Origin of the sequence: Geodermatophilus amargosae (assembly GCF_900116515.1) — a bacterium.
Taxonomy (GTDB): domain Bacteria; phylum Actinomycetota; class Actinomycetes; order Mycobacteriales; family Geodermatophilaceae; genus Geodermatophilus; species Geodermatophilus amargosae.
The window spans coordinates 58517-78250 of the sequence record NZ_FPBA01000010.1 but is presented as its reverse complement, the minus strand read 5'-3'; the positions used below and the strand labels follow the sequence as shown (position 1 = coordinate 78250).

At 75.9% G+C, this 19734-nt stretch carries 20 protein-coding genes and 1 riboswitch; of the genes, 5 read left to right on the top strand and 15 right to left on the bottom strand.

All coding sequences use genetic code 11. The annotated features are described in order from the left end of the window. Nucleotide 1 precedes the first annotated feature (1 nt). From BM414_RS14590 to BM414_RS14580, 3 genes are read right to left on the bottom strand one after another with little or no spacing between them, the layout of a single operon-like run. Nucleotides 2-1012: a threonine aldolase family protein gene (locus BM414_RS14590; protein ID WP_245784733.1), complete on the bottom strand. Its 1011-nt coding sequence runs from the start codon at nucleotides 1010-1012 to the stop codon at nucleotides 2-4. Nucleotides 1013-1069: 57 nt separating this feature from the next. After that, nucleotides 1070-2407 (bottom strand): class II 3-deoxy-7-phosphoheptulonate synthase, encoded by a 1338-nt coding sequence (locus BM414_RS14585; RefSeq protein WP_093580261.1) that lies wholly within the window; start codon nucleotides 2405-2407, stop codon nucleotides 1070-1072. 27 nt (nucleotides 2408-2434) lie between these two features. Next, nucleotides 2435-3457 (bottom strand): 6-phosphofructokinase, encoded by a 1023-nt coding sequence (locus BM414_RS14580; RefSeq protein ID WP_093580259.1) that lies wholly within the window; start codon nucleotides 3455-3457, stop codon nucleotides 2435-2437. A 98-nt stretch (nucleotides 3458-3555) separates the two neighbouring features. Between BM414_RS14580 and BM414_RS14575 the strand changes: the two genes are divergently transcribed. Together BM414_RS14575 and BM414_RS14570 are read left to right on the top strand one after the other, a co-directional pair. Then, a complete protein-coding gene (locus tag BM414_RS14575; protein WP_093580415.1) occupies nucleotides 3556-3951 on the top strand; it encodes a PaaI family thioesterase in 396 nt (131 codons plus the stop codon). A gap of 78 nt (nucleotides 3952-4029) precedes the next feature. Then, entirely contained in the window at nucleotides 4030-6207 is a 2178-nt protein-coding gene (locus BM414_RS14570; protein ID WP_245784732.1) for a methyl-accepting chemotaxis protein, read from the top strand. A 7-nt stretch (nucleotides 6208-6214) separates the two neighbouring features. Here BM414_RS14570 and BM414_RS14565 read toward each other — a convergent pair whose 3' ends face one another. The 3 genes from BM414_RS14565 to BM414_RS14555 form a co-directional block, all read right to left on the bottom strand. Continuing rightward, nucleotides 6215-6700 (bottom strand): polyadenylate-specific 3'-exoribonuclease AS, encoded by a 486-nt coding sequence (locus BM414_RS14565; RefSeq protein ID WP_139245854.1) that lies wholly within the window; start codon nucleotides 6698-6700, stop codon nucleotides 6215-6217. A gap of 26 nt (nucleotides 6701-6726) precedes the next feature. Continuing rightward, on the bottom strand, nucleotides 6727-8022 hold the full coding sequence (locus BM414_RS14560) for a cation:proton antiporter domain-containing protein (RefSeq protein ID WP_217644729.1): 1296 nt from the start codon (nucleotides 8020-8022) through the stop codon (nucleotides 6727-6729). A 154-nt stretch (nucleotides 8023-8176) separates the two neighbouring features. After that, nucleotides 8177-8455, bottom strand: a complete 279-nt coding sequence (locus tag BM414_RS14555) for an SDR family oxidoreductase (RefSeq protein ID WP_093580255.1) — start codon at nucleotides 8453-8455, stop codon at nucleotides 8177-8179. On the opposite strand from BM414_RS14555, the gene BM414_RS29430 reads away from it, so the two are divergent. Then, nucleotides 8448-8618 carry a hypothetical protein gene (locus BM414_RS29430; protein WP_175551597.1) on the top strand — a complete coding sequence of 57 codons (171 nt, stop codon included), beginning with the start codon at nucleotides 8448-8450 and terminating at the stop codon, nucleotides 8616-8618. The two genes, BM414_RS14555 and BM414_RS29430, sit on opposite strands and share 8 nt — an antisense overlap. On the opposite strand, the gene BM414_RS14550 is transcribed toward BM414_RS29430, so the two are convergent. After that, nucleotides 8615-9376, bottom strand: coding sequence for a lysophospholipid acyltransferase family protein (locus BM414_RS14550; protein ID WP_245784731.1), 762 nt, complete (start codon nucleotides 9374-9376; stop codon nucleotides 8615-8617). The two genes, BM414_RS29430 and BM414_RS14550, sit on opposite strands and share 4 nt — an antisense overlap. 159 nt (nucleotides 9377-9535) lie before the next feature. Here BM414_RS14550 and BM414_RS14545 point away from each other — a divergent pair, with 159 nt between their 5' ends. Then, entirely contained in the window at nucleotides 9536-10240 is a 705-nt protein-coding gene (locus tag BM414_RS14545; RefSeq protein WP_093580253.1) for a hypothetical protein, read from the top strand. Between the two features lie 20 nt (nucleotides 10241-10260). Here BM414_RS14545 and BM414_RS14540 read toward each other — a convergent pair whose 3' ends face one another. From BM414_RS14540 to BM414_RS14525, 4 genes are read right to left on the bottom strand one after another with little or no spacing between them, the layout of a single operon-like run. After that, nucleotides 10261-11262 (bottom strand): ROK family glucokinase, encoded by a 1002-nt coding sequence (locus tag BM414_RS14540; protein ID WP_093580251.1) that lies wholly within the window; start codon nucleotides 11260-11262, stop codon nucleotides 10261-10263. After that, the gene (locus tag BM414_RS14535; RefSeq protein ID WP_093580249.1) at nucleotides 11263-11577 is read right to left on the bottom strand and encodes a hypothetical protein; all 315 of its coding nucleotides are present in this window, start codon (nucleotides 11575-11577) and stop codon (nucleotides 11263-11265) included. Beyond that, nucleotides 11574-12815, bottom strand: coding sequence for an ArsA family ATPase (locus BM414_RS14530; RefSeq protein WP_175551596.1), 1242 nt, complete (start codon nucleotides 12813-12815; stop codon nucleotides 11574-11576). Before BM414_RS14530 ends, BM414_RS14535 begins: the two co-directional genes overlap by 4 nt. Before the next feature lie 5 nt (nucleotides 12816-12820). Continuing rightward, a complete protein-coding gene (locus BM414_RS14525) occupies nucleotides 12821-13252 on the bottom strand; it encodes an SRPBCC family protein (RefSeq protein WP_093580247.1) in 432 nt (143 codons plus the stop codon). A 156-nt stretch (nucleotides 13253-13408) separates the two neighbouring features. On the opposite strand from BM414_RS14525, the gene BM414_RS14520 reads away from it, so the two are divergent. Beyond that, the gene (locus BM414_RS14520; protein WP_093580245.1) at nucleotides 13409-15208 is read left to right on the top strand and encodes an AMP-dependent synthetase/ligase; all 1800 of its coding nucleotides are present in this window, start codon (nucleotides 13409-13411) and stop codon (nucleotides 15206-15208) included. 42 nt (nucleotides 15209-15250) lie between these two features. Here BM414_RS14520 and BM414_RS14515 read toward each other — a convergent pair whose 3' ends face one another. From BM414_RS14515 to BM414_RS14500, 4 genes are all read right to left on the bottom strand, one after another. After that, nucleotides 15251-16390, bottom strand: coding sequence for a glycosyltransferase family 4 protein (locus BM414_RS14515; RefSeq protein ID WP_093580243.1), 1140 nt, complete (start codon nucleotides 16388-16390; stop codon nucleotides 15251-15253). Further along, the gene (locus tag BM414_RS14510; RefSeq protein ID WP_093580241.1) at nucleotides 16387-17652 is read right to left on the bottom strand and encodes a M48 family metallopeptidase; all 1266 of its coding nucleotides are present in this window, start codon (nucleotides 17650-17652) and stop codon (nucleotides 16387-16389) included. The genes BM414_RS14515 and BM414_RS14510 overlap by 4 nt, the downstream gene beginning before the upstream one ends. A gap of 103 nt (nucleotides 17653-17755) precedes the next feature. Next, the gene (locus BM414_RS14505; protein WP_245784730.1) at nucleotides 17756-19033 is read right to left on the bottom strand and encodes a C40 family peptidase; all 1278 of its coding nucleotides are present in this window, start codon (nucleotides 19031-19033) and stop codon (nucleotides 17756-17758) included. 17 nt (nucleotides 19034-19050) lie between these two features. Next, nucleotides 19051-19231, bottom strand: a riboswitch (cyclic di-AMP (ydaO/yuaA leader). Between the two features lie 161 nt (nucleotides 19232-19392). Further along, entirely contained in the window at nucleotides 19393-19680 is a 288-nt protein-coding gene (locus BM414_RS14500) for a hypothetical protein (protein ID WP_093580239.1), read from the bottom strand. Nucleotides 19681-19734: the final 54 nt, after the last annotated feature.

Below are 19734 nucleotides of genomic sequence, written 5' to 3'. Positions count from 1 at the left end.
CTCAGCGGTCGAGGAGGTCGGCGAGGACGTCGCCGGCGCGGTCGACCGCGGCACGGTCGACGTCGAGGTGCGTGACCAGCCGGATCCGGCGCGGGCTCACCTGCGACACGCGCACGCCGCGCGCCTTGGCGGCCTCGGCGACCAGCGGCGCGGGGACGTCGTCGACGACGACCATGTTGGTCTCGACCGTCGCGGGGTCGACGCCGAGGCGCTTGGCGAGCAGCCGCGCGTGCTCGTGGTCCTCGGCCAGCCGCGGGAAGTGGGCGTCGAGGGCGTGCAGCCCGGCCGCGGCCAGCACCCCCGCCTGGCGCATCCCGCCGCCGAGGCGCTTGCGCCACAGCCGGCCGGCGGCGATCCGCTCGGCGGAGGCCACCAGCACCGACCCGACCGGCGCGCCCAGCCCCTTGGACAGGCACACCGACGCGGTGTCGGCCAGCCGCCCGTACGTGGCCAGGTCCACACCGGAGGCCACGGAGGCGTTCCAGATCCGCGCGCCGTCGAGGTGCACGGCGACGCCGGCCCCGCGGGACCAGGCGAACAGCCGCTCGAGCTCGGCCAGCGGCTGCACCCGCCCGCCGCCGCGGTTGTGCGTGTTCTCCACGGCGACGGCGGCCGTGGCAGTGAGGTGCCAGTCCCCGCGCGGGCGCACCTGGTCGATCAGCGCGTCCGCGTCGAGGAGCCCGCCGGCGGACACCACCGTGCGGGTGGAGATGCCGAACACCGCGGCTGCGGCACCCATCTCGTAGGTGACCACGTGCGCGTCGGCGTCGCAGAGCACCTCCTGGCCCGGCTCGCAGACCAGCCGCATCCCGATCTGGTTGCCCATCGTCCCCGAGGGCACGAACAGCGCCGCCTCGTGGCCGAACAGGTCCGCGACCCGCTCCTCGAGCGCCCGGATCGCCGGGTCCTCGCCGTAGACGTCGTCGCCGACCTCGGCCTCGGCCATGGCCCGGCGCATCGCCGGGGTCGGGCGGGTCACGGTGTCGGAGCGCAGGTCGATGACGGCCGTCACTGCGGCCCCGTCCAGAGGCTCGTCCCGAGCCTGCGAGGGATGAGGAGGACGGGGTTCTCACCCACGCAGCATCTCCGCCACGAGGAAGGCCAGCTCGAGGGACTGACCGGTGTTCAGCCGCGGGTCGCAGGCGGTCTCGTACCGGCTGTTGAGGTCCTCGTCGCTGATCTCCATCGCCCCGCCGAGGCACTCGGTGACGTCCTCACCTGTCAGCTCGACGTGGATGCCGCCGGGCCAGGTGCCCAGCGCCCGGTGCACGTCGAAGAAGCCGAGGACCTCGTCGACGATCCGGTCGAAGTGCCGGGTCTTGTAGCCGGTGGAGGACTCGTGGGTGTTGCCGTGCATCGGGTCGCACTGCCACACGACCTGGTGGCCGGAGGCGGTGACCTTCTCCACGATCGGCGGGAGGACGTCGCGGATCTTCCCGTTGCCCATGCGGCTGATCAGCGTCATGCGCCCGGGGATGCCGTCGGGGTCGAGCCGCTCGACGAGCTCGGTGGCCTGCTCGGGCGTCGTCGTCGGGCCGATCTTGACGCCGATCGGGTTGGCGACCCGGGACATGAACTCGACGTGCGCGCCGTCGAGCTGGCGGGTGCGCTCGCCGATCCACACGAAGTGCGCCGAGGAGGCGTAGGGCCGGCCCTCGTGCACCCGCAGCAGCGCGGCCTCGTAGTCGAGGACCAGCGCCTCGTGGCTGTTGTAGAGCTCGACGCCGCGCAGCGCGGTGTCGTCGACGCCGCAGGCCCGCATGAACGCCAGCGCACGGTCGATCTCGCGGGCGATCACCTCGTAGCGGACGCCGGCCGGCGAGTGGGCGACGAAGTCCCGGTTCCAGTCGTGGACGGCGTGCAGGTCGGCCAGGCCGCCGCGGGCGTAGGCGCGGATCATGTTCATCGCCGCGGCCGAGTTCGCGTAGGCCCGCACCAGCCGGTTGGGGTCGGGGATGCGCTTCTCGAGCACCGGCTCCAGCGAGTTGACCATGTCGCCGCGGTAGGACGGCAGGTTCAGGGCGTCGAGCTCCGACGAGCGCGGCTTGGCGTACTGCCCGGCCACCCGGCCGACCTTCACCACCGGCACGCTCGCGCCGTAGGTGAGGACGACGGCCATCTGCAGCAGCGTGCGCGTGGTGCTCTGCAGGTGGGCGTCGGTGTTGAGGTCGAAGGTCTCCGCGCAGTCCCCGCCCTGCAGCAGGAACGCCCGTCCCTGGGCCACCTCCGCCAGCCGCCCGCGCAGCTCGTCGACCTCGCTCGGCGCCACGATCGGCGGCACGGTCGCCAGCGTCGTCAGGACACCGTCGAGGGCGGCGCGGTCGGGCCACTGCGGCTGCTGGGCGGCTGGGAGCTCCCGCCACCCGTCGAGACCGGGGACGAGCGATGCGGACTCGGGCAGGTTCACGCCCCGAGCGTACGGCGGGCCCGCCGGTCAGCCGAAGAAGACCTCGGACTCGGCGTACCGCTCCAGCGGCACCAGCTTGAGGCGGGCGGTGGCCTCGGCGATCGGCACCAGGACGACGTCGGTGCCGCGCAGGGCCACCATGACACCGGACCGCCCCTCGCGCACGGCGGCGACCGCGGCCAGGCCGAAGCGCGTGGCCAGCACCCGGTCGAAGGCCGAGGGCGTGCCGCCGCGCTGGACGTGGCCGAGCACGACCGCGCGGGCCTCCCGCCCGGTGCGCTCCTCGAGCAGCGCCGCCAGCGAAGCGCCGATGCCGCCGAGCCGGACGTGGCCGAAGGCGTCGGTCTGCCCGGAGGCGGTGACCAGTGCGCCGTCGGCCGGCCGCGCGCCCTCGGAGACGACGACGATCGGCGAGTATCCGGACTCGAAGCGGTGCAGACAGTGCCCGACCACCGCCTCGACGTCGAAGGGGCGCTCGGGGAGCAGCACCACGGTGGCCCCGCCGGCCATGCCCGCGTGCAGCGCGATCCAGCCGGCGTGCCGGCCCATCACCTCGACGACGAGCGTGCGGTGGTGGCTGTCGCCGGTGGTGTGCAGCCGGTCGATGGCCTCCATCGCGACGCCGACGGCGGTGTCGAAGCCGAAGGTGTAGTCGGTGCCGTCGAGGTCGTTGTCGATCGTCTTGGGGACGCCGACCACCCGCAGCCCGTCGGCCGCCAGCTTCGCGGCCACGCCGAGGGTGTCCTCGCCGCCCACCGGTACGAGGGCCTCGATGCGCTGCCTCTCGAGCGTGGCCACGAGCCGCCCCGGACCGCCCTCGATCGCGTACGGGTTGGTGCGGGAGGTGCCGAGCACGGTGCCGCCGCGGGGCAGCAGGCCGCGCACGGCGGCGAGGTCGAGCGAGACGACGTCGTCGTCGAGGACGCCGCGCCAGCCGTCGCGGAAGCCGACCACCTCGTCCCCGTTCGCGACCGCGCTGCGGACGACGGCGCGGATGACCGCGTTGAGGCCGGGGCAGTCGCCGCCGCCGGTCAGGATGCCGATGCGCACGACGCCTCCTGTGAGGACGAACCGCAGGTCAGCACCGATCCTGCCCCATGCACGTGACCGTGGTCACGTCCGCCGGCGCGACACGGCAGGATCCGCGCATGGACCCCGCCCCCCTGCTCGCGCTCATGCCCTTCGCCGTCACCACCGGCATCGAGCTGGACCGGGCCGGCCCCGGCGAGGTGGCCGGGCGGCTGCCGTGGGCGCCGGAGCGGTGCACCGCCGGCGGCGTTCTCCACGGCGGCGCGCTCATGACCCTGGCCGACACCGTCGGGGCGGTCTGCGCCTTCCTCAACCTGCCCGCCGGCGCCTCGACGTCGACCCTCGCCTCGGCGACGTCGCTGCTGCGCGCCGTCCGCGGGGGCACGGCCCACGCCACGGCCCGGCCGCTGCACGTGGGCCGCTCGACGATCGTCGTCCTCACCGAGGTGACTGACGACGACGGCCGCCCGGTGGCCTCGGTCACCCAGACCCAGGCCGTCCTCGCCGGCGCCTGACCACACCGCCGTCACGACTCGTCCCACCCGTCCCAGCCGCCCCGCCGCGGCAGGTTCCGGTACAGGGACGGCCGCCCCGTGCCGACGCTGCGGCGCAGTGCCGGGGAACCGCCCGGCCGGGAGGGGGACGACGTGCGCGGGCTCGGTCAGTGGGGCATCCGGACGAAGGTGGTCGCGCTCGCGGTCGCCGGCGTCGCGGTCACCGGCGGGGCGATGGCCGGGGTGAGCGCCTGGCAGAGCGCCCGGTTCGCCGACACCACGCAGGACTCGGTCACCGACCTGGTCGAGGCCAGCGTCGCGCGCACCGCGGCCGGCGTGCACGACGTCGTCGCCACCCAGGGGCAGTCCACCGCCGCGCGCGTGGACAGCCAGCTCGCCGTCGCGCTCGACGTGCTCGCCGACTCCGGCGGGCTGGCCGTCGGCGGTCCCGGCGGGCTCGTGCGCTGGGAGGCCAAGAACCAGCTCTCCGGCGAGGTCACGCCCCTCGACCTTCCCCGGGTGACCGTGGGCGGCGCCTGGCTCGGGCAGAACGCCGACCCCGCGGTGCCCACGGCCGTCGTCGACGAGGTCAAGGCCCTGGTCGGCGGCACCGCGACGATCTTCGAGCGGACCCCGTCCGGGGACATGCTGCGGGTGGCCACCAACGTCACCGCCGCCACCGGCAGCCGGGCGATCGGCACCTACATCCCGGCCGTCAACCCCGACGGGCAGCCCAACCCGGTGGTCTCCGCGGTCACCTCCGGGCAGACCTACCGCGGCAACGCCTTCGTCGTCGACTCCTGGTACGTCGCCGCCTACACCCCGCTGCTCGACCCGGCCGGCCAGCTGGTCGGCATGCTCTACGTCGGCGAGCAGCAGCAGGCGATCCCGGCGCTGCGGGAGAGCCTGGAGGCCACGCAGGTCGGCGCGCACGGGCACGTCGAGGTGTGGGGCGGCACCGGAGACCGCGCCGGCACCGTGCTGGTCAGCCCGGAGGGCACCCGCGACGGCGAGCAGCTGATCGACGCCGCCGACGTCGACGGCCGCCCCTACGTGCGGGAGATCGTCGACGCCGCCGTCGCGCTGGAGGACGGCGAGCAGGCCACCGTGCACTTCGACGACGCCGACGCCGGCCCGACGACCGCGCAGGTCACCTACTACGCACCGTGGGACTGGGTGCTGGTGACCCTCGCCCGCGACGCCGACTTCACCGGCCCGGTCGACCAGCTCGCCGACGGCCGCTCCGCCATGGTCACCGCGCTCGTCCTCGCCGCCGTCCTGGTCGCGCTGCTGGGCGGGGTGCTGGCCTGGCAGGTCGCCCGCCGGCTCACCGCGCCGCTGGAGCAGCTGCGCGCCCGCATGGCCGAGATCGCCGACGGCGAGGGCGACCTGACCCAGCGCATGCCGGTCACCGGCGACGACGAGGTGGGCCAGCTCTCCGCGGCGTTCAACCGGTTCGTCGACAAGGTGGCCGGCACGGTCCGCGACATCGGCCGCTGCGCCCGCCAGGTGGCGGAGTCGGCCTCCGGGGTGGCCGGCGTGGCCGACGGGCTGGCCACACGGGCGGCCCGCAGCCGTGACCAGGCGCAGTCGGCGCACACGGTGGCCAGCGACATCAGCGCGAGCGTGTCCGCGGCGGCCGCCGGCGCCGAGGAGATGGGGCTGTCGATCACCGACATCGCCCGCAGCGCCGCCGAGGCCGCGCAGGTGGGCCGCCAGGCCGCCGAGCTCGCCCGCCGGACCGAGGGAGCGATCGCGGCGCTGGGCACCAGCTCCGCGGAGATCGGCGAGGTCGTGCGGGTGATCGCCGCGGTCGCCGAGCAGACCAACCTGCTGGCGCTCAACGCCACCATCGAGGCCGCGCGGGCCGGCGAGGCGGGCAAGGGCTTCGCGGTTGTGGCCAACGAGGTCAAGGAGCTGGCCCAGGAGGCCTCGCGCGCCAGCGACGACATCGCCCGCCGGGTGGAGGCCATCCAGGCCGACACCGGCACCGCCGTCGGCTCGATCACCCGCATCGCCGAGGTCGTGCACGCGATGAACGACCACCAGCTCACCATCGCCAGCGCGGTGGAGGAGCAGTCGGCGACCACCCGCGAGCTCACCCGCAGCGTGGCCGCGGCCGCCCAGGGCGCCGGCTCGGTGTCGACCACGCTGACGGCGGTGAGCACCGACGCCCGCGACAGCGCCGACGACGTCGGCCGGGCGCACGCCGCCGCGGTGGAGCTCGACGGGCTGTCGCAGGAGCTGACCCGCCTGCTCGCCGTCTTCACCGTCTGAGCGGGGCTCAGTCGCGGGTCGCCTCCATCACCTGCCAGCGGGCGAGGTTGTAGCGGGCGTCGACGAGCGCGTCGTGCGTGCCGGCCGGCTTGGGCGGGAGCTCCGGCCGGCCGACGTCGTCCCACCGCTGCCGCAGCTCACGGGTGAACCGGGGGACCGGGCGCGGCAGCGCCGTCATCGGCCCCCACAGCTGGGCCAGCGCGACGTGGTCGTAGGCGGCGAACCACGCCCACAGCTCGACCTCCTCCCCCGGGCCGGTGAGGAAGGCCAGCAGGTCGTCGCGGATGCGCTGCCGGCTGCGCCAGGCGCGGTCGGCCGGCGGCGGGAGCTGGTCGAGCACGTTGCGGCGGACCCACGGGATGGCCTTCCGCTCGTCGAACTCCGTGCTCACCGCGTAGAACTCCCGGCCGGTCTCGTCGACGACGCCGATGGAGACGAGGTCGATCGTCGTCCCGTCCTCGATGAACTCGGTGTCGTAGAAGAAGCGCCGCACGCCGACCACCGTAGGTGCGGCCGGTCTCAGACCGCGGTCACGGGCGCCGCCTCCGCGGTGCCGGTCGTCGCCCGCGCCCGGGCCACCCGGCGCCGGTCGAGCCAGGCCATCACGGGCCCGGCCGTGACGCCGTGGACGACGACCGAGCCCACGACGACCAGGACCGTCACCGACCACAGCTGCTCGCCGCCCGGGACGTCGGCCTCGGACAGGCCGTAGGCGAGGTAGTAGAGGGAGCCGATGCCCCGCACCCCGAAGAACGCGATGACCCACCGCTCCCCGCGCCCGGTGCGCCCGCGGGCCAGGCCGATCCAGCCGGCGAGGGGCCGGACGACGAGCAGGACCAGAGCGGCCAGGACGATCTCGGCCCAGCCGACACCGGCGAGGACACCGCGGGCCAGGGAGCCACCGACCAGGACGAGGACGACCACCGTGAGGAAGCGCTCGAGCTGCTCGACGTGGGCGTGCAGGACCTGGTGCCGGCCGTGGGCCTGCTCGGCCGCGCGGATGGTGCAGGCGCAGACGAAGACGGCGATGAAGCCGTAGCCCTCGACCAGCTCGGTCACGCCGTAGGTGAGCAGGACGGCGGTGAGGACGACGAACCCCTCCGCACGCTCGGCCAGCCCCGCCCGTTCCGCCGGCCGCGAGAAGAACAGGACCCGCAGCAGCCATCCGCAGGCGGCACCTCCGGCCACGCCCGCGGCGATCCGCCACGCCAGGTCGACGGCGACCCACTCGAGCAGCCACCCACCGGGAGCGGCCCCGGCGGCGGCGATCGCGATGGCGGCGTAGGTGAACGGGAACGCCAGGCCGTCGTTGAGGCCCGCCTCGGAGGTCAGCGCGAAGCGCGCCTCGTCCTCGCTGTTGCAGTCCTCCGTCGGCTCGCCCACCTGGACCTCGGTGGCCAGCACCGGGTCGGTGGGCGCGAGCGCGGCGGCGAGGAGGACGGCGGCGGCCGCCCCGAGCCCCAGCAGCCAGCCCCCGAGCAGGGCGACGGCGACCACGGTCAGCGGCATCGTCACGGCCAGCAGCCGCCACGTCGTACCCCAGCGCCGCCAGCCGACCTGCCGGTCCAGCGCCAGGCCCGCCCCCAGGAGCGAGACGATGACGACGAGCTCGGTGAGGTGCAGGGTCACCGTCTCGTGCTCGACCGGGTCGGGCGAGGGCAGCCCCTCGACCAGGGCGAACAGGACCACCCCGAGCGCCACGAACACCATCGGCAGGGACAGCGGCCGCCGGTCGAGCAGCCGGGGCAGCAGCGCGGCGAGCAGCGCGGCGAGGCCGGCGCCCGCGTAGGCGAGCCCGGTGGGGTCCAGGGTCACCGGCGGGCACCCGCCGGGTCGACGGGGCGCCCGCCGGTCCTGGTGCGACGGGTCTGGGGTCGGGGAGCCGGACTCACCCGCTCATCCTGCGGGGACCGGACGCGGCCGGCTCGGTGGGGTGCAACCGGACGGCGACGACCGGTGACGGGGCCGGTCAGCCCGCCGGGCGGCCCTCGACCGAGGACCGGCCGGACTCCTGGCCCTGCAGCGCGGCGACGTCGCGCTCGAGGCCCGGCACCCGGGCCGCCGACGGCTTCAGCACCACCTTCTCCGCGACGGCGCCGGTGACCACCTGCCGCAGCGCCGAGACGACGCCGACCGAGCCGGGCACGAACACCCGGCGGCCGCGGGTCTCGAGGTTCTCCGCCAGCGCCTCGGTGCACTCCCCGACCGACGCTGGGGGAACGCGGGAGGCGCTGGTCGACGTGGACATCGGCGCGCCGGGCGGCCTGGAGGACCCCTGCGCGCGCCGTCAGCTGGTGCGGTCCCGGTCCGCCTCCACCGAGGACCTCGTGCACCGGTGGGTGCGCGGGCCCGTCACCAGCGGCGACGAGCCGCCGGCCCTCACCAATCTGCTGGAGCGCCTGCCGGACTAGCCGGCGAGGGACTGGGGGGCTCGGTCGCCGGCCTCGCCGGCGGGCGGCTGCAGCCGGCCGACGACGTCGGAGGCGCTGGCGCCGGTGGCGTCCATCGTCTTCTTCACCGTGGCGCCGTAGACGTCGACGTACTCCTGGCCCGACAGCGTCATGATCTCGTACATGATCTCGTCGGTGACCGACCGCTCGACGAAGCGGTCACCGGCGAGGCCCTCGTAGCGGGAGAAGTCCAGCGGCTCGCCGAAGCGCACGCGGACCCGGACGAGCTTCCTGCCGAACGGCATCCGCCGCGGCGTGTAGGTCATCGCCACCGGGACGACCGGGACGCCGGTCTCCAGCGCCATGCGCGCCACCCCGACCTTGCCGCGGTAGAGCCGGCCGTCGGGCGACCGGGTGCCCTCCGGGTAGATGCCCAGCACCCGGCCCTGCTCGAGCATCCGGATGCCCATGCGGATGGCGTCCTCGGCGGCCGTGGCGCTGGACCGGTCGATGGGGACCTGGCCGGCGCCGGTGAAGAAGGCCCGCTGCAGCATGCCCTTGAGGCCCGTGCCGGTGAAGTACTCCTGCTTGGCCAGGAAGGTGACCCGGCGCCGCAGCGACATGGGCATGAAGATCCAGTCCGCGGCCGAGATGTGGTTGCTCGCCAGGATCGCGGCTCCACCGGCCGGCACGTGCTCACGGCCCTCCGCCCGGGGACGGAACACCAGCTTCGCGACCGGACCGATCGCCACGTACTTGAGGAACCAGTAGAACAACACGCCTCCCTGGGGAAATGCCAGACTAGGGAGCCGGGTGCCCCGGCGACAATCCGCCCCGCGCGTCGGCTCCCGACGGCACCCCGCCCGACCCCGGAGGAGGACCACCGTGGCTGCAGACCGGCCGACCGGGGACCGGGCCCGCACCCGCGGAGCCGCCGCGTGACCGGCCCGCGCCGCGGCCGCGGCCGGCGCGACAACGGCCTGGACGCCGCGCTCTGGGCTCCCCTCCGCGACGTCGATCCGCGGGTGGGCGAGCACCTGCTCGACGTCCTCCGCGACGCCGGGATCCCCGCCTACCTCGAGCCCGCCGCCGACGTCGGCCCCTACACGCGCACCGTCTTCCTCCCCAGCCCGCCGGCCGACCGGCTGTTCGTCGACCGCACCCGCCTGGGCGAGGGCCGCTCGCTGGTCGACCGGCACGCCGACGACCACGCCCCCGCCCGCGGTCCCGCGGCCGAGCGCCGCCCGCTGCGCCGTGACCTCGACGAGGACGCCGAGTGGTCGCGGATCGTCGCCGCCTACGAGGCCGAGCACGGGCGCACCGTCGTCGAGGACGCCGAGCCCGCGCAGCCGCCGGCACCCCGGCCGGTCGCGCCCCCGGTCGACGAGGTGGACGACCTGCTCGCCGAGGAGCACTACGAGCCGCCGCCCGCGCCGCCGGTCCCGATGCCCTCGCCGTCGACCCTGTACGCCGTGCTGCTGGCCGCGGCCGGCGTCGTGCTGGTGGGTGCTCCCGGGGTGCTGGGTCTGGCCAGCGAGACGGGCCTGGTGCTGGGTGTCGCGGCGCTGGTCGGCAGTGCCGCGCTGGCGCTGTCCCGGATGCGCGACCGCGACGACGACGGCGACGACGGCGCGGTCGTCTAGCGGGAGGACCCCTGCAGGGGTCAGGCCCTCCGCGCCTCGGCGCAGACGGCACCGCGCGCGAGGTCGGCCGCACCGACCAGGCCGGCCTGGGCGCCGAGCGCCGCGGCGACCACACGCGGCCCGGGCCGGAAGCCACGACCGGGCAGCGACCGCCCGAGCCGCTCGCGCGCGGGGTCGAGCACCATGTCGCCGAGCACGCTGACCCCGCCGCCGATCACGACGACGTCCGGGTCGAGGACGGTGGCGAGGTCGGCGATGCCCTGCCCGAGCCACTCGCCGACGTCGTTGACCAGGCTCAGCGCCACCGGGTCGCCGTCGGCCGCGGCACGGGCCACGTCCTCGCCGGTCAGCCGCGCCGCGTCGCCGTCGACGCGGTGCAGCAGCCGGGCCGCGGCGGCCGGCGAGCGGGTGGCCACCTCGCGCGCGGTGGTGGCCAGCGCGCTGCCGCTGGCGTACTGCTCCCAGCAGCCGCGGTTGCCGCAGGCGCACAGCCGCCCGTCGGGGACCACGCGCATGTGCCCCCACTCCCCCGCCACCCCGTGCGCGCCGCGCTGCAGCCGCCCGCCGGAGACGATCCCGCCGCCGATGCCGGTGCCGAGGGTGATGCACAGCGCGAGCTCGGCCCCCTGCGCGGCGCCGAAGCGGTACTCAGCCCAGGCCGCGGCGTCGGCGTCGTTGCCCACCCACAGCGGCCGCTGCAGCCGGGCGGCGAGGTCACGCCGCAGCGAGGTGTGCCGCCAGGCCAGGTGCGGGCTGAACAGCACGACGTCGCCGGTGCGGTCGAACCAGCCCGCCGCGCCCACACCCACCGCCACCAGCGGCCCGCCGTGCCACACGGCCAGCTCCTCGACGACGCCGGCGATCGCGGCCTCGGCCTCGGCCACCGACGCGGTCGGCGTCGAACGGCGCGCGGTGCCGAGCACCGTCCCGTCGGGAGCGACGACGCCGCCGGCCACCTTGGTGCCGCCGACGTCGACACCCAGGGCGGGCAGGCCGCCGGGGTCGGTCCGCTCGGCGGCCACTCAGCCGAGCTCGATGTGCTGCACCTGTGCCGGCGGCGGGGGCTCCTCCGGCCGGCCCGGCGCCTCGGACGGGGTGGCCACCGTCCGCAGCGCGACCGCGGCGGAGGTCAGCAGGTCGGCCAGCGCCTCCGACACCTCCGGCCGCCGGGCGACGGTCGCCGCCCGGCACAGCGGGCACCACTGGCAGTCCCCGCCCGGCACGTGCTCGGCGCCCGCGTGCCCCGCGGCCGCGCCGGCACCGGACTCGGCCCACGCCTGTCCCAGACCGGTCACCAGCCGCCGTGCCTGGTCGAGCCAGTCGGCTCCCTCGCTCACTCCGTCCCCCTGTCCTGCGACCCCGTGTCCTGCGACCCCGTGTCCTGCGACCCCGTGTCCTGCGACCCCGTGTCCTGCGACCCCGTGTCCTGCGACCCCGTGTCCTGTCCTGCTGCCGCCAGCAGGTCGGCCGGCCACTGCTGCGGATCGGCCGCGAACCCGACCTCCAGCCGCGCCGTGGCGGTCCCCTGGTCGACCAGCCCGCCCGAAGTCACCACGCAGCGGCGCAGCAGCGCGTCGAGCCGCACCGAGCGGCGGCTGCCGGCCGCGGTCACCACGAGGTCGTCCTCCCAGCGCGTGAGCTGCACGCCCTCCCGGTCGGCGAAGGGCAGCGGCAGCGTGAGCCGCCAGCCGCCCTCCACCCGCTCCGGGGCGAGCACGGCCGGCTCCCCGGCGGGCCCCGGCAGGTCGGGCAGCAGCGCGGCGAGCGCGTCGGCGCCGGCCGGCTCGACCGCGGCCTCGGCGACCTCCTGCACCGGGGCGACGTCGGCCAGCGCGACCATGGCGGCCTCCTGCTCGGCGGCACGGGCGGCCGCCCAGTCCTCCGGCCCGCCGCCGGGCGACCAGCGCGCGAGCACGCCCACCGGGCGCTGCCCGTGCACGGCCAGCGCGGTGGTGGCGGTCCGCAGCGCGGCCACGGCGGAGGGCCGAGGCCGGCCCACCAGCCAGACGGCGGTCCCGGCCGGGTCGGTGAGGGCCAGCCGGTCCAGCAGCGCCTCGAGCTCGGGGACCGCCGCCAGCGCCAGGTCGACCGCGCCCCGGCGCGCCGTGCCGGCCCGCACCGCGGCAGTGCGCACGGCGGCCAGGACGCGGACCCGCGCGGGGAAGGCCTGGTCCAGCCACCAGCGCAGCGCACCCGGCAGCGCCACCAGCCCGGCACCGGTCCCCAGCGGCCCGCCGTCGACGACGACGAGGTCGGTTGCCGGCCCGACGCGGCCCAGCGCGGCGAGGACGGCGAGCTCACCGGCGCCCGGCAGCGGCACCACCGACGTCGCCGGGGGCAGCCCGAGGTCGGGCAGCGTGGCCGCCAGCTCCGCCGCCCGGGCGGCCCACAGCGCCTCGAACGCGGCCGTCGGCTCGACGCGCACCACCTCGACGTCGTCCGCCGTCCCCCCGGGGACCTCCTGGCGGGTCACCAGGACCACCCGCCGGCCGGTCCGGGCGGCGCGCACCGCGGCGGCGGAGGCGAGGGTGGTCGTGCCGGCCCCGCCGGGGCCGGTGAACAGCAGGGTGCGCACGGAGGTCACCCCTCGACGCGCTTCTTGAGCTCCTTGAGCGCGGTGTCGAGGATGACCTTCTCGGCGCGGCGCTTCATCATCCCGAGCATCGGCATCGCGATGTCGACGGTGAGCCGGTAGGTCACCTCGGTCGTGTCGCCGGTCTCGCGCAGGGTGTACGAGCCGTCCTGCCGCTTCATCAGCTTGCTGGTCACCAGGGTCCAGGAGACCTGCCGGTCGTCGTCCCAGGTGTAGTCGAGGACGTACTCGTCGGTGAGGACGGTGGCGTCGATGACGAACCGGACCCGGCGGGCGCGGCCGTCGGGCCCGCGCTCCTGCACCTCGACGGTGCGGGCAGCGCCCACCCACTGCGGATAGGCCTCGAAGTCGGCGATCACCGCCATGACGTCGGCCGCGGGCGCGGAGACGACGATCGACTGGGTGGACTGCTCGGCCATGCGCCAGAGGCTAGAGCGGTCCCCGTTCCCACTGCAGGGGGGGCGGGGCGGGCACGGCTACTCCCCAGTAGCCCCAGCCGGTAGATTTCCCAGGACGTGTCCCGCGCGGGACCGCGGGCAGCGGCGCCCCGGCCGCGCGGAGGAGGAGGACCGAGCGTGCGCGAGTACAGCGTCCCGGCGACGACCGAGGTCGGCCCGTCGGAGGCACTCACCGACATGCTGGCCGAGAACGTCGCCGAGCACGGCGACGAGGTGGGCCTGCGCATCCAGCGGGACGGCCGCTGGGTGGACGTCACCTGGCGGGAGTTCGGCGAGCAGGTCGCGGGCGTGGCCAAGGGACTGGTCGCCGCCGGCGTGCAGCCCGGCGACCGCGTGGCCCTGCAGGCCAAGACCCGCTACGAGTGGACCGTCATCGACTACGCCATCTGGACGGCCGGTGCCGTCACCGTCCCGGTGTACGAGACCTCCAGCCCCGACCAGGTCGCCTGGATCCTCTCCGACTCCGGCGCGGTCGCCGCGATCGTGGAGAAGGCGGAACACGCCACCGCCGTCGACTCGGTGCGCGACCAGGCACCCGACCTCGGCCCGCTCTACGTCATCGAGGACGACGCCGTCGGCACGCTGACCGCCGCGGGCGCCGACGTCCCCGACAGTGAGCTCGAGGCCCGGCGGGCGACGCTCGGCGCCGACAGCCTGGCCACGCTCATCTACACGTCGGGCACCACCGGCCGGCCCAAGGGCTGCGAGCTGACCCACGGCAACTTCCTGTTCGAGGTCGGCAACGGCATGAGCCTGCTCGACCGGTTCATGAACGTGCAGGGCTCGCTGCTGCTGTTCATCCCGCTGGCGCACGTGCTCGCCCGGGTCATGCAGGTCGGCGCGGTCAAGACCCGCACCGTCATCGGCCACACCCCCGACGTGAAGAACCTGGTGGAGGACCTCGGCGGGTTCAAGCCGACCTTCGTCCTCGCCGTCCCGCGGGTCTTCGAGAAGGTCTTCAACCAGGCGAAGGCCAAGGCCGAGGGCGCGAGCCCGGTCAAGGGGAAGATCTTCGGCCGGGCCGCCCAGGTGGCCATCGCCTGGTCGCGCGCGCAGGACACCGGCGGCGCCGGGCTCGCGCTGCGCGCCCAGCACGCGCTGTTCGACCGGCTCGTCTACAGCAAGCTGCGCGCCGCGCTCGGCGGCCGCTGCCTGGGCGCCATCTCCGGCGGCGCCCCGCTCGGCGACCGGCTGGGCCACTTCTTCCGCGGCGCCGGCGTCACCGTCTTCGAGGGCTACGGCCTGACCGAGACCACCGCCGCCGCCTCGGTCAACCACGACCGCGCGCTGCGGATCGGTTCCGTGGGCCGCCCACTGCCCGGCGTCGGGTTCCGCATCGCCGAGGACGGCGAGATCCTCATCCGCGGCGGCGTGGTCATGCGCGGCTACTGGAAGAACGAGCAGGCCACCGCCGAGGCCATCGACGCCGACGGCTGGTTCCACACCGGCGACATCGGCGAGATCGACACCGACGGCTTCACCCGGATCACCGGCCGCAAGAAGGAGATCCTGGTGACCGCGGGCGGCAAGAACGTCGCCCCGGCGGTGCTGGAGGACCGCCTGCGCGCGCACCGGCTGGTCAGCCAGTGCATCGTCGTCGGCGACCAGCGGCCCTTCATCGCCGCGCTGATCACGCTCGACGAGGAGGCGCTGCCGGGCTGGCTGGAGAGCAAGGGCAAGCCGGCCGGCACCCCGGTCGCCCAGCTCGCCGACGACCCGGACGTCACGGCGGAGATCGACGCCGCCGTCGCCGACGCCAACAGGGCCGTGTCCCAGGCCGAGGCGATCAAGAAGTACCGCGTCCTCGCCACGGACTTCACCGAGGACAACGGGATGCTGACCCCGAGCCTGAAGCTCAAGCGCTCGGTGGTCATGAAGGAGTTCGACGCCGAGGTCGAGGCGCTGTACTCCCGCTGAGCCCACCTCTGAGCCCCGCCCCGCCGTCGCGCGGGGCGGGGCTCAGTCCTCCCCGGGGTCCAGCAGCGCGGCGAGGTCGGCCGCGATCGTCGTCCACGACCAGCGCTCCTCCACCCACGCCCGCCCGGCGGCGCCCATGGCGCGGGCCCGGGCGGGGTCGTCGAGCAGCGCCGTGACGGCGGCGGCCACGGCCTCCGGGGAGCGGGGGTCGGCCACCACGGTGCCGGTCTCGCCGTCGCGGACCGCCTCCGGGGCGCCGCCGGACGTACCCGCCACCACCGGCAGCCCCACGGCGGCCGCCTCGAGGTAGACCATCCCGAGGCCCTCGACGTCGAGCCCGCCGCGGCGGGTGCGGCAGGGCATGGCGAACACGTCGCCGGCCGCGTAGTGCTCGGGCAGTTGCGCCGGCGGCACCGGGCCGGTCAGCACCACGGAGCCACCCAGTCCCCGGTCGGCCACCGCGCGGCGCAGCCGGCCCTCGTCCGGGCCGCCGCCGACCAGGAGCAGGCGCGCGTCCGGGTGCCGGGCGAGGACCCGCGGCCACCCGGCGACGAGCGCGTCCTGTCCCTTGCGCGGCACCAGCCGGGACACGCAGACGACGACCGGCGCCTCCCCCAGCCCGTGCCGCCGGCGGACCGCCCTCCCGTCGGCGGACGGGGTGAACCGGTCGACGTCGACCCCGGGCGACAGCTGCGCCAGCCGGGTCCGCCCGCCGAGGGCCGGTTCGAGGTGGGTGCGGGTGTAGTCGCTGATGTAGGTCAGGACGTCCAGACCGCCGGCGATCCGGCGCATGAGCTGCCGGGCGCCGGGCAGCGCGACCCAGCCGGTCTCGTGGCCGTGGGTGGCCCCGACCAGGCGGCGCACGCCGGCGGCGCGCAGGGCGGGCGCGATCAGGCCCAGCGGCGCGGCGGCGCCGAAGAAGGCGGTGTCGCAGCCGTGCTCGGCCGCCAGCGCCACGGCGGCGCGGGAGGTGGCCGGAGTGGGCAGCAGCACCGCCGTCCGCTGCCGGACCACCGGGTAGGGCAGCTGCGCGTCGTACCGCTCCCACCCCGGCGAGCGGGAGGCCAGCACGACCAGCGACTCCGGCGGGCGGCGCTCGAGCAGCGCCGCGACGAAGGTCTGGATGCCGCCCTGCCGTGGCGGGAAGTCGTTCGTGACGACGAGGGTGCGCCCGGCGCTCACCGGCCGTCCAGCCGCAGCCAGGTCTCGGCCATCGCGATCCGCTGCGCCGCCGTCGGGTGCGAGCCGAACCACCACTGCCACGGCACCGGCGGGCTCGGGTCGGAGACGTTGGTCTCGGCCAGCCGGCGCTGCATCTCCTCGAACGCCGCGGCGTTCTGGGTGAGGTCGAGCGCGTGCAGGTCCGCCCGGGCCTCGACGTGCCGCGAGACGAGGTTCTGCACCGGTGTGGACACCAGCGTGCCCAGCGCGATCAGCAGCATCGCGAGCGGGACCACGCGCGGGTCACCCGGGGAGTCCGCGCCCGCGCGGCGCAGCAGCGGCGCCCAGGTGAGCAGCCAGCCGAGCAGCGCGACGGCGGCGGCCGCGCCGAGCGCACCGATCAGCGTGCCGGTGAGGACGTCGTCGGTGGCCACGTGCCCGAGCTCGTGGGCGACGATCGACTCGATCTCGTCGTCGGGGACGTCGGTGAGCAGGGTGTCGTAGAGGACCACCCGGCGGGTCGACCCGAACCCGGACACGTACGCGTTGAGCGACGTCGTCCGCCGGGAGGCGTCGGCGACGAGGACGTCGTCGACCGGTGTGCCGCTCTCCTCGGCGAGCGCGAGCAGGTCGGTGCGCAGCGGGCCGGCCTCCAGCGGGGCGAAGGAGTTGAACGCCGGCTCGATGGCCACCGGGTAGAGGAAGGAGCCGGCCACGACCAGCGCGGCCGCGCCGCCGGCGGCCCAGGCCCACCAGGTGCGGGGCGCGCGCCGGGCGAGGGCGACGAGCACCAGCAGGGCGAGCGCGGTGAGCGCGGCGTCGATGGCGGCGGAGACCGCGACGTCGCGCAGCCACAGCGGCCACGAGCGGGTGGACAGCCCGTAGCGGTGCCGCACCATCTCGCCGTAGGCCGCGATCGGCAGCGTCACCAGCCGGCCGACGACGACGAGCGCCACGGTGCCCAGCAGCACGGTGAGCGCCCACCGGCCCCCGACCGGGCGGGCGAGCGCACCGACCAGGCGGCTGCCCAGCCGGGTGAGGCCCAGCAGCGCCGAGACGGCCAGCCCGAGCAGCAGGTTGGCCAGGGACGCCGGGCGGATGGCGCCGGCGAGCGCCTCGGCCCGCGCGACGACAGCGGCGGGCAGGCCGGCGTCGTCGCTGACCGGGACGGCTCCGCCGGGCGGGGTGGGCAGCAGGGTCCAGGGCGTACGGACGGCGATGACCACCACGAGCGCTGCGCCGAGCACGGCCGCGACCAGCAGGGCGGCCCGGCGTGGGCTCACCCGGCCGATCCTAGGCGGGCCGGTCCGGGCGTCGACCGGCCCCTGACGACACCGAGGGCCGGCGACCCGAGGAGGTCACCGGCCCTCGGTGAGGTGGAGGTCCCTAGGCGATGCGGCGCATGCCGGTGATGCCGCCCATCGAGTCGACCGACACGACCTTCACCGGCTGACCCGAGGTGGAGGCGTGCACCATCTGCCCGTTGCCGATGTACATCGAGACGTGGCTGACCGGGCTGTAGTAGAAGATCAGGTCGCCCGGCTGCAGGTCCGCCCGCGAGACGGCGGTGCCCATCCGCGACTGCATGCTGCTGGAGTGCGGGAGGTTGATCCCGGCCGCCGCGTAGGCGTACTGGGTCAGGCCGGAGCAGTCGAAGGCGTTCGGCCCGCCGGCGCCCCACACGTAGGGGTCGCCGACCTGGGCCAGCGCCGTCTGCACCGCGGCCTGCGCGGCGCCGCTGCCACCGTTGCCCGCGGAGACCGCCGGCGCCGGGGCGGGGGCCGCCGCCCGGGTGGCCGCGGGTGCGGGAGCAGGAACGCTCGTGCGGGCGGTGTCCCCGGCGGTGTCCCCGGCGGTGTCCCTGGCGGTGTCCCCGGCCGAGTCCCCGGCCGAGCTGTCGGACGCCCCGGCGGCCGCCTCGGCCTCCGCGGCAGCGGCAGCAGCGGCGGCGGCCCGACCGGCCTCCTGCGCGGCCAGGGCCGCCTGCCGCTCGGCCTCGGTCAGCGCGGCGACCTGGGCCTGGTAGTCGGCGATGTCGTCCTCGAGCCGGCCCTCCTGGGCGCTGAGGTCGTCGAGGGTGCGCTGCGCGGCGGCCGCCGCCTCCTCGGCGTCGGCCTGGGCCTGCTGCGCGGCGGCCGCCGCCTGCGAGACCTGGTCGAGGACGGAGCTGGTGTGGCCGGCGATCTGGTCGAGCGTGGCCAGCGAGCTGACGAAGTCCTCGGCCGAGTCGCTGCTCATGAGCAGGTCGAGCCCGGCGAGGGTGTCGCTGTGCCCGCCGGTGTACGCGCTGCGGGCCACCTGCCGGATCTGGCCGTCGAGGTCCTGCAGCTGCGCCTGCGTGTCGGCGGCGGCCCGGTCGGCCTCGTCGGCGGCGGCCTGCTGCTGGGTCAGGACCTCACGGGCCTCGTTGACCTGCTCGCTGAGGACCTCGAGGCGGTGGCCGGCCTCGGCGGCGAGCTGGGCGGCCTGCTCGGAGGTGGTGGCCTGTTCCGGATCGGCGGCCGCCGTGCCGGGCAGGAGGCTCATGGTCAGCGCCGCGGTGGTGCCGACGAGCGCGACCCGGCCGAGGCGGCGGGCCCGCGACGGTCGGTGCGGCCCGGCGATGCGGGTGGTGGCAGTGGACTGTGCGCGGGCATGCCCCAGGAGGGGGCGGGGGGTCGCCACGGGCGGCGGCTCTCCGTTTCTTCCTCAGCTACCGCCTACCGAGTTAGCTGACGGGTTCGGGCTGGGAAGACGTGCCCTATCTCCGTACACCGGTCGGGACCGGCGCACACGAGAACTCACCCCAGTGCTGCGGTGGGTCCCCGGCTCACCTCGCGCACCCCCGGGAGGGGCCGTCCGGTGACTCGGCGGTGCCCGGCCGAGGTCACCTCGTGGCGGGTGACGACCACCCGGCTGGACGCGGCCACAGTACGGACGTGATGCAGTTGTGACAAACGTGGGGTGCGGGGACTGTGAGAACACACACGGTCGGCAGCCGCGCCACTCCGGTGCGCACCCGGATCCGGTGTCCCCGCTGGTCGTCAGCCCGTGCGTCGGCGCCCGTCCCCCGACGGCCGGTGCCGCAACGGGGGCACCAGACCCCCCTCGGCCAGCGCCCGCACGGCCCGGCGCTCGACGTCGTCGAGCTCGACCACCACGCCGGGCCGCGGGACGGCGACGTCGGCCGTCCGGGCCGCCGGGACGGGGGGCACGGGGAGCAGCACCGGGGTGGTGTCCCGCTCTCCCGGCGGAGCGCCCAGCAGGGCGGTGACGACGCAGTCGGCGCAGCCGACACCGCGCGCGGTGCACGAGTCGCAGTCGATGAGCATGGCCGTGTCCCTCCGGTGTCCCGGCCGCTCCGCCCGGTGCCGGGCCGCGGTCGG